The sequence below is a fragment of the Dolichospermum circinale AWQC131C genome (assembly GCF_000426905.1).
GTDB lineage: Bacteria > Cyanobacteriota > Cyanobacteriia > Cyanobacteriales > Nostocaceae > Dolichospermum > Dolichospermum circinale.
The window spans coordinates 1-7612 of sequence record NZ_KE384624.1 but is presented as its reverse complement, the minus strand read 5'-3'; the positions used below and the strand labels follow the sequence as shown (position 1 = coordinate 7612).

The following is a 7612-nucleotide window of genomic DNA, read 5'->3' as shown; positions in this document are numbered from 1 at the left end:
ATGGATTTTACCTGGGTAAAACGCAAAGATTGTAAAGTTTTATTGCAGGATTCAACACTTGTGACCTGGTTATTAACTTCATGATTGAAAAAAACGACCTTAAAAAAAATTAAAAATGAAAACTCCAGTTGCATTTATCATATTCAATCGTCCAGATACTACCAAAAGAGTATTTGAAGCCATTCGTCAGGCTAAACCTCCCAAACTGTTAGTTATTGCAGATGGACCTCGTGCAGACCGTCCGGGAGAAGCAGAAAAATGTGTTGCGGCAAAGGCGATTATTGGCAGTGTTGATTGGGAATGTGAAGTATTGACTAATTATTCAGATGTTAATTTGGGTTGTAAAAAAAGAGTTTCTAGTGGACTAGATTGGGTATTTGATAATGTTGACAAAGCTATTATTCTAGAAGACGATTGTTTACCTGATTTGTCATTTTTTTATTTTTGTGAAAACCTGTTAGAACGTTATGAAAATGACTCAAGAATTATGTCAATCTGTGGAGTAAACTTCCAATTATTAAATCGAAATATTAATTATAATAGCCATAGTAATTACAGTTATTATTATTCCATGTTTCATGATTGTTGGGGATGGGCAACGTGGAAACGAGCGTGGAAATATAATGATGTGAACATGAATTTATGGCCACAAGTTAAAACTGAAAAATTACTAAATAACTTATTATTTGATGATCGGTCTGTAAAATATTGGGTGAAAATTTTTCAATCAGCTTATGAAAATAAAGTCAATAGTTGGTTTTATCCATGGTTTTTTTCATGCCGGGTTCACAGTGGATTTGGAATCTTTCCTGAAAAAAATTTAGTTTCAAACATAGGTTTTGGTATGGCAGGAACGCATACAATAGATCAGAATAGCCCGTATGCAAACCTTTGCTTAGAAAAACTTGATCTACCATTGGTTCATCCCCCATTCATGATTCATAATAAAAAAGCTGACAAATATACTCAAAATACAAGATTTTCACCATCTTTAGTTCTACGCATTCAAAGAAAATTGAAGAAGTTATTTTTAGCGAAAATGCAAAACTAACTATTACAAACTAACTATTAGTTTTAATATTAATTAAATTAGAGGATGTTTGTCCTGTGTAAATTCATCCTAATACTGGGCAAATGTAAATTGCGGCTATGTAGGCAAAAACTACCTAAGCACTTCAAAAATTGTTTTTTTTCGGTTATCAAAAACTGACTTTGTTGTAGTGATTTGTATTCACCACAAACTCATTGAACATTCTGTTAATAAAAATGTTCTTGAAATCCCCCAGTCAAAAATATTTGACTATAAAAATATTTGACTATCTTGAAGATTAATTTATGAATATAAAACAATTTTTCAAAAATCCAATTAGTGAACACTCACGATTATTGTTAAATTTGATTCAAAATCAAATTAAGTATAGAGAACATAATTTTTATCAATCATATACGTCTTTGGTTGTAAGATCACACGTAGGTTACTTTGTAAAGGTCTATCCTTATTCTAAAGTAATAGAATCAAAAATTGGTTCATATAGCTATATTGGAGTTGCTTCCCAAATTAGAGCAACTGAAATAGGAAAATTTTGCTCAATTGGACAAAATTGTATGATTGGTTTGGGTAAACATCCATCGGGTCAATACGTTTCAACTTCTCCAGTTTTCTATTCGACAGCCAAAGCATTAGAAACTACTTTTGCAGATCAAAATTATTTTGATGAATTTGGTAATATAATTATAGGTAATGATGTTTGGGTTGGTAATCGCGTTCTTATTAAAGACAATGTTAAAATTGGTGATGGAGCAATTATAGGTGCTGGTGCTGTAGTAACAAAAGATGTTCCTAGTTATGCTATTTATGGTGGCGTTCCTGCTAAATTAATCAGGTATAGATTTAGAGAGGAAATTATAAATTTCTTGTTAGATACAAAATGGTGGCAGAAAGATGAGTCCTGGTTAAGAGAAAATTTTAAATTATTCCATAATATTGATAATTTCTCTTCCAAGTTTTAAATTAAGTGAAATCGGTTCTACCGCTCCCATTTGTGATCAAATCTCCTTCTTTTGTATCCAAAACTATTGCTGTACATGGGTTTGATATAAGTGATGCCCGCGACACTTATCGTTTACATCGAGGCTTAAAAAATATTGGTGTAGATTCTCAAATGCTTGTACAAAATAAGCAAAGTGACAATTATACAGTAATTTTCCCAGCAAGCAAACTAGGTAAAGGTCTTGATAAATTAAAACCCACTCTTGATATTCTACCATTACAGCTTTATCCCCAACGCGCTCGCTCTACTTTTTACGAAACAGTATAAACCACTGATAATTAGCACTAATGAGACTTATGAAAAACGCAATTAGGAAGTTACTACGCCAATTAGGAAACGTTGAAGGCTGGCTTGGTCATTGACCACCTTTGAATTGTAAAATATCCTTTGCTAGGGTAGCATTTCACAACTAACTCAATCCGACGATAAATTAAGCTGTCAAAAATTAAAATCACACAAAAAATTAACAGGATGTTGTATAAACTACGCATAGTATTAATTCGAGTAATTCAAAGACTATTCAACACTATCAACTTACAATTAGACAAACTCTCTCCCCGATCCAATCCAGATTTACAAGTTGCTTGTATCCTCAAAAAATTTGAGATTGATTTGGTTATAGATATTGGAGCTAATGAAGGTCAGTTTGCATCTCAAATTAGATATTTTGGTTACTCAGGTAAAATTGTGAGTTTTGAACCTTTGCTCTCGGCTCACAGTAAACTAGTGACATTGGCTCAAAGAGATCCACTATGGGATGTGTATCAGCGCTGTGCTATTGGTGATTATGATGGACAGGTAGACTTAAATATTTCTCATAATTCTGTTTCTAGTTCAATACTAACAATCACCCAATTACACACAAATGCTGAACCAAGAAGTAAGATAACAGGAAAGGAAACAGTAAACATTTTTAAGTTAGACTCAATCCTATCTCCATACCTAAAAAACTCAAAAGGTAGTTTTCTCAAAATTGATACTCAGGGGTTTGAATGGCAAGTTTTAGATGGTTGTGATAATTGTTTAAATCTTTTCAAAGGTATTCTCTGTGAACTTTCTTTATTGCCACTATACGAGTCTCAACATCTTTGGATGGAAATAATAGAACGACTGAGTAATAGTGGATTCATACTATACGCCATTCTGCCTGGTTTTACAGATAAATCTGATGGACGAACACTACAGGTTGATGCAATTTTTGTCAGAGGTGATTCTCTGACTTGAGATAAAATTACACTTTTACATAGATTTTACACATTATGGCTGGTCTCGAAATCACTGACTATTAAATTTGAGTTATGATGCCTCACAGAGTAATTGCTTGTGCCCCGACTTACAGGGAGCCTGAAAAAGTTGCTGATTTTCTAAAATCTTGTCAGAACATTAGGTATAGACCTTTTAAGTTGATTATTGTCAATGCCAATCCCGGGGATGAAACTTCCAAAATAATTGAAAAATACAAAGTTTTGACGGATTATGAAATTAGTGAAGTGCATGGACAGGCTGATGAATTTTGGAGTGGAACTGTCAACAGGGGACTCAAGGTTGTTTTAAAGGATGCTCAACCAGACGATTGGGTTCTGATATCTAATATTGATATTAAATTTACTCATGACATTGTAAGCTCGTTGATTGAAGAAGCTATTAAACATAGAAATTGTCAAATTGGGGCTATTTGTACCTCCGATCACCATGTAATTTCCAGTGGCGTTCAAATTAAGTCTTGGCTAGCAACTTTGACTCACCATCCTTATGCAGGTGTTAATGTTAATGATCTAGAGAGTAACTTACTGATTAAAGTGGACTATTTGCCTACAAGATGTGTTATCTTCCCAGCAGAAACACTGACTAAAGTCGGTTTAGTTGCAGATAAATGGTTGCCTCATTATGGAGCGGACTATGAATTTACCCGCCGTCTTGCAAGGGCTGGTTATACTCCCTATATATATACTGGAGTTTCTATTGAGGTTGATACAAAGAATACTGGTAAATCAGTCTATTCGAGAGAAAGTAATCGTTTTGAACGAATATCAAATTTAATGAGTATAAAAAATCCCTCTAATCCAAGGTTTCGTATAATTTTCGTTTTGCTAGTTTATCCGTTATATGCCATTCCCACTGCTGTTGTCGCCTACTTGTTGCGGAGTCTTATAGAAATAAGTTTTGATAAACACCTTATAGTTTCTATTGTTGGGAAACATGAGCGTGGATTTTCACAATAGCGCAAATGAATTCTCCAATTAATTGGCCTTGGATCAGGGTATCAAAAGTGATACCACTGAATCAACTTAATAAATAAGAAAAATCATGCAATTTTGCTTGTGACAAATTTAAAAAATTAAAAAAATGAATTGGAAATACAAAGCTACTCTACAATCTATATTCTCAATAATTCCTTTTGGAGAATATATGAATTATTTTTTTCAAACAAAAATTACTAGAAACTTACCTGTTAAAGAAACAAAATTCAAAGAAAAACTGTTGTTGGCACAAAAACATATAGAAAATTTCCATAAATACAACTCATCCCATCTTAGTGAAGCTACTTTTTATGAGTTTGGAGCAGGATGGGATATGGCTCAACCTTTATTGTTTTATACAATGGGAGTTGACCATCAAATTATAGTTGATATCCGACGGTTGGTTAGACCTGAATTGATTAATAATTCAATAAAAATTATTGAACACTTAAATGAAGTTTTCACTTTCCCACGCCTACCAAAAACACATATTAAGGATAAATTTGACTTTGAGTCTGTATTTTTAAAATACTATGGTATTGAATATAAAGCACCTTATGATGCCAGAAAAACAGGTTTGAGCGATAATTCAATTGATTGTATTACTTCAACTAATACTTTAGAGCATATTCCTGCAAATGAGATCAAAGCTATTTTAAAGGAATGTTATCGTATCTTAAAGAAAGATGGCATTTTGAGCTTTCAGATTGATTACCAAGACCATTATTCATACTTCGATAAAAATATTTCTGTGTACAATTTTCTAAAATTTAATCAAGCAACTTGGAATACATTCTTTAATCCTTCATTACACTATCAAAATAGATTAAGGCATAAAGAATATTTGCAGCTTTTTTCCGAAAGTGGATTTAATATTTTAGAAGACAAATACTATGGAGGTACACCATCCGATATTGAACAGATAAAAACAGTTAGGATTAACAAACAATTCTCTAATTATGATTTGAATGATTTGGTAATTCGTGGCACATTGATAGTTTTGAGAAAATGTTAATCAGAAAATCAGGTTGCTTGAAATCAAGAAAAGGTTACAGATGATTCATACAAATATAGCCAATAATCCTACATTGACAGTAGCAATACCAGCTTATAATGAAGCAGAGAATATAGAACGGATAGTGAAGGAATTCCTTTCAACAGCCTATCCAAATCTAATAGAAGTATTCGTTGCTGATGGTGGTAGTACAGATGGAACTCAAGATATTGTGAAAAATCTAGCCTTAGAAGATGCTAGAGTCAAGCTTTTACACAACCCCTTAAAAGTTCAATCTGCTGGACTAAATTTAATAATCAAAGAATGCACTGGTGATATTTTTCTGAGAGCCGACGCTCATTCGGACTACGCACCTGATTATATTGAAAAGTGTGTCGAAAAATTATTGTCATCTCAATCTCTCAATGTTGGTGGGGCGCAAAGATTTGTTGCTGAAACGGCTTTTCAGGCTGGTGTAGCTCTTTCTTCTAAAAGTATTTTAGGCAGTGGTGGAGCAAAATATAGAAACCCTGACTATGATGGCTATGCCGATACAGTTTATATTGGATGTTTTTGGAAACAAGCATTAAGCGATTCCTAGGGATCACTTCGCTGTCGCCCACAATCCCGCAACACTAGCACCAAAGATTCTGACTTGTAATCGGCTGAAGGTACAGCAAGAGGTGTAACTACAATGCCTTTTTTGCAAGAGCGATAGCGAAGCGCACCGAAGGTATGACTATGAGATAAAATAGAATCAACCAAGTATTTTGTCTTTCTATAAAACCGAGGTAAACATGACTTATTTAGAACTACATCAAAAAATTGAACAACAGATATCCCAACTAGCGCCAGAACAGCTTTCCTTAGTCAGTGATTTTATTGACTCTATTCAGGAAAAAAGCACCGTAAATCAACGCCCATTACGTCGTATTTCTCCCATTAAGCGAGGTAAAAAAGCAGGTGATTTACTACATTATACTGGAACTTGGCATGGTGATGATTTGGAAGATTGTCTGCGTTTAGTTGAAGAAACTCGTTCTCAAACGCAGTTTTAATTTTTGTCACTATGTCTTATTTGCTCGATACTAATCACTGTAGCTATATTATTAATGGTAATCCTCAAGTTACCGACACCTTAAAATCTTGCTCGTCTGTTACCATTGGCGTTAGCATTATCACTTATGCAGAACTACTATATATGACAGAAAAATCAGCACTAAAATCTCAAAATTTAGGTGCAGTTCAGGTTTTTTTGTCTGACGTTGATTTATATTTTCTTGATGAAGAAACTGCCATTATTTACAGTCGTTTAAAATCATCGGTTTTTAATTATTTTGCTCCCCAAGAGAAAAGCAAAGGTCGTAATTTTAGCATTGAAAATTTGGGATTTAGCGATCATGATCTTTGGATAGCAGCAACAGCAATTCAACACAATCTCACTCTCGTTTCGGCTGATAGCGATTTTACGCGTATTCATCAAGTACAGCCTTTTCCCTTGGAATCATGGCTTTGATTGAAACTGTAACTTAAATTATAGCCAGATGTAGACAAACTTGCCGAAATGTACTATCCATGAAGGTACAGCAAGAGGTGTAACCACAATCCCTAGACTACCAAGGACAATAGTAGCGAACTGCTTGCAGCAGTGCAACGCTTACGCTTTTGACCTCTTCCTTACCGCTCTCCTTACCGCGTTCTAAACCACGAAGTTCCGTTATGCGTTCCCATGAGATAGTGTATAATTTGTCTGGGTTAACAGAAGAGGAGATCAAGATAATTCAGGATAGTGTAAAACAGAAATAACTGGCGATCGCTATAATAAAACTAGACTAATTAACTTGTAACTTATCATGGAAAACATTACCATTCAAGTTGACCCAGAAATTGCCAAAGCGTACCGAGAAGCAGAGCCAGAAAAACAGCAAAAAATCCAAATATTTCTCAACATAATGCTGCAAAAAGCAGTCAGTCAAAAACCACTCTTAGATATCATGGAAGAAGCGAGTCAACAAGCCATTGCTAACGGAATGACCCCAGATACGCTTTTGATCTCCTAATAAGAGTCATATAATATTAATCATGGCGATCGCTCTAACAACCTAATATAGAGATATAGTCAACACTGCTTAACCTAATCACTTACGATATTCTTGACATTAGGCTAATCTTAAACCCTAAAATTATAAGAGAAAACTATTGTATTTGAAGCAACCGAAATACCGTTGTTGCTTGAGTGAGATACAAAAACCACATCTGTTGCCAACCCTCAATATAACCCCTCTCAGCAGTGCTTATGCGAGATGCTTGCAGCAGTACCTTGCGAG

The 7612-nt window shown here is 34.3% G+C and carries 10 protein-coding genes; all 10 read left to right on the top strand.

The genetic code is table 11. The features are described from left to right. Nucleotides 1–115: 115 nt before the first annotated feature. The 10 genes from ACIR131C_RS0115145 to ACIR131C_RS0115100 all read left to right on the top strand — a co-directional run bounded on the left by ACIR131C_RS0115145 (nucleotide 116) and on the right by ACIR131C_RS0115100 (nucleotide 7345). Nucleotides 116–1051 (top strand): hypothetical protein, encoded by a 936-nt coding sequence (locus tag ACIR131C_RS0115145; protein WP_028090880.1) that lies wholly within the window; start codon nucleotides 116–118, stop codon nucleotides 1049–1051. A 284-nt stretch (nucleotides 1052–1335) separates the two neighbouring features. Then, entirely contained in the window at nucleotides 1336–2010 is a 675-nt protein-coding gene (locus tag ACIR131C_RS26825) for a CatB-related O-acetyltransferase (RefSeq protein WP_051347577.1), read from the top strand. 32 nt (nucleotides 2011–2042) lie between these two features. Beyond that, nucleotides 2043–2318: a hypothetical protein gene (locus tag ACIR131C_RS0115135; RefSeq protein WP_028090879.1), complete on the top strand. Its 276-nt coding sequence runs from the start codon at nucleotides 2043–2045 to the stop codon at nucleotides 2316–2318. 204 nt (nucleotides 2319–2522) lie between these two features. Further along, the gene (locus ACIR131C_RS0115130) at nucleotides 2523–3275 is read left to right on the top strand and encodes an FkbM family methyltransferase (RefSeq protein WP_035372197.1); all 753 of its coding nucleotides are present in this window, start codon (nucleotides 2523–2525) and stop codon (nucleotides 3273–3275) included. A 74-nt stretch (nucleotides 3276–3349) separates the two neighbouring features. Continuing rightward, entirely contained in the window at nucleotides 3350–4273 is a 924-nt protein-coding gene (locus ACIR131C_RS0115125; protein WP_081677207.1) for a glycosyltransferase, read from the top strand. Nucleotides 4274–4460: 187 nt separating this feature from the next. Beyond that, on the top strand, nucleotides 4461–5306 hold the full coding sequence (locus ACIR131C_RS0115120; RefSeq protein WP_028090876.1) for a class I SAM-dependent methyltransferase: 846 nt from the start codon (nucleotides 4461–4463) through the stop codon (nucleotides 5304–5306). 40 nt (nucleotides 5307–5346) lie between these two features. Continuing rightward, complete coding sequence (locus ACIR131C_RS22890) at nucleotides 5347–5886, top strand: glycosyltransferase (protein ID WP_081677205.1); 540 nt, start codon at nucleotides 5347–5349, stop codon at nucleotides 5884–5886. 196 nt (nucleotides 5887–6082) lie between these two features. Next, nucleotides 6083–6343, top strand: a complete 261-nt coding sequence (locus tag ACIR131C_RS0115110; RefSeq protein ID WP_028090875.1) for a hypothetical protein — start codon at nucleotides 6083–6085, stop codon at nucleotides 6341–6343. 11 nt (nucleotides 6344–6354) lie between these two features. Next, entirely contained in the window at nucleotides 6355–6801 is a 447-nt protein-coding gene (locus ACIR131C_RS0115105) for a type II toxin-antitoxin system VapC family toxin (RefSeq protein ID WP_035372195.1), read from the top strand. Nucleotides 6802–7138: 337 nt separating this feature from the next. Next, on the top strand, nucleotides 7139–7345 hold the full coding sequence (locus ACIR131C_RS0115100) for a hypothetical protein (RefSeq protein ID WP_028090873.1): 207 nt from the start codon (nucleotides 7139–7141) through the stop codon (nucleotides 7343–7345). Nucleotides 7346–7612: the final 267 nt, after the last annotated feature.

Bases quoted from the DNA above. Each gene is read 5' to 3' on its own strand.
- ACIR131C_RS0115145 (WP_028090880.1), top strand. From the start codon at position 116: ATGAAAACTCCAGTTGCATTTATCATATTCAATCGTCCAGATACTACC.
- ACIR131C_RS0115125 (WP_081677207.1), top strand. From the start codon at position 3,350: ATGATGCCTCACAGAGTAATTGCTTGTGCCCCGACTTACAGGGAGCCT.
- ACIR131C_RS0115120 (WP_028090876.1), top strand. From the start codon at position 4,461: ATGAATTATTTTTTTCAAACAAAAATTACTAGAAACTTACCTGTTAAA.
- ACIR131C_RS0115130 (WP_035372197.1), top strand. From the start codon at position 2,523: ATGTTGTATAAACTACGCATAGTATTAATTCGAGTAATTCAAAGACTA.
- ACIR131C_RS0115100 (WP_028090873.1), top strand. From the start codon at position 7,139: ATGGAAAACATTACCATTCAAGTTGACCCAGAAATTGCCAAAGCGTAC.
- ACIR131C_RS22890 (WP_081677205.1), top strand. From the start codon at position 5,347: ATGATTCATACAAATATAGCCAATAATCCTACATTGACAGTAGCAATA.
- ACIR131C_RS0115105 (WP_035372195.1), top strand. From the start codon at position 6,355: ATGTCTTATTTGCTCGATACTAATCACTGTAGCTATATTATTAATGGT.
- ACIR131C_RS0115110 (WP_028090875.1), top strand. From the start codon at position 6,083: ATGACTTATTTAGAACTACATCAAAAAATTGAACAACAGATATCCCAA.
- ACIR131C_RS26825 (WP_051347577.1), top strand. From the start codon at position 1,336: ATGAATATAAAACAATTTTTCAAAAATCCAATTAGTGAACACTCACGA.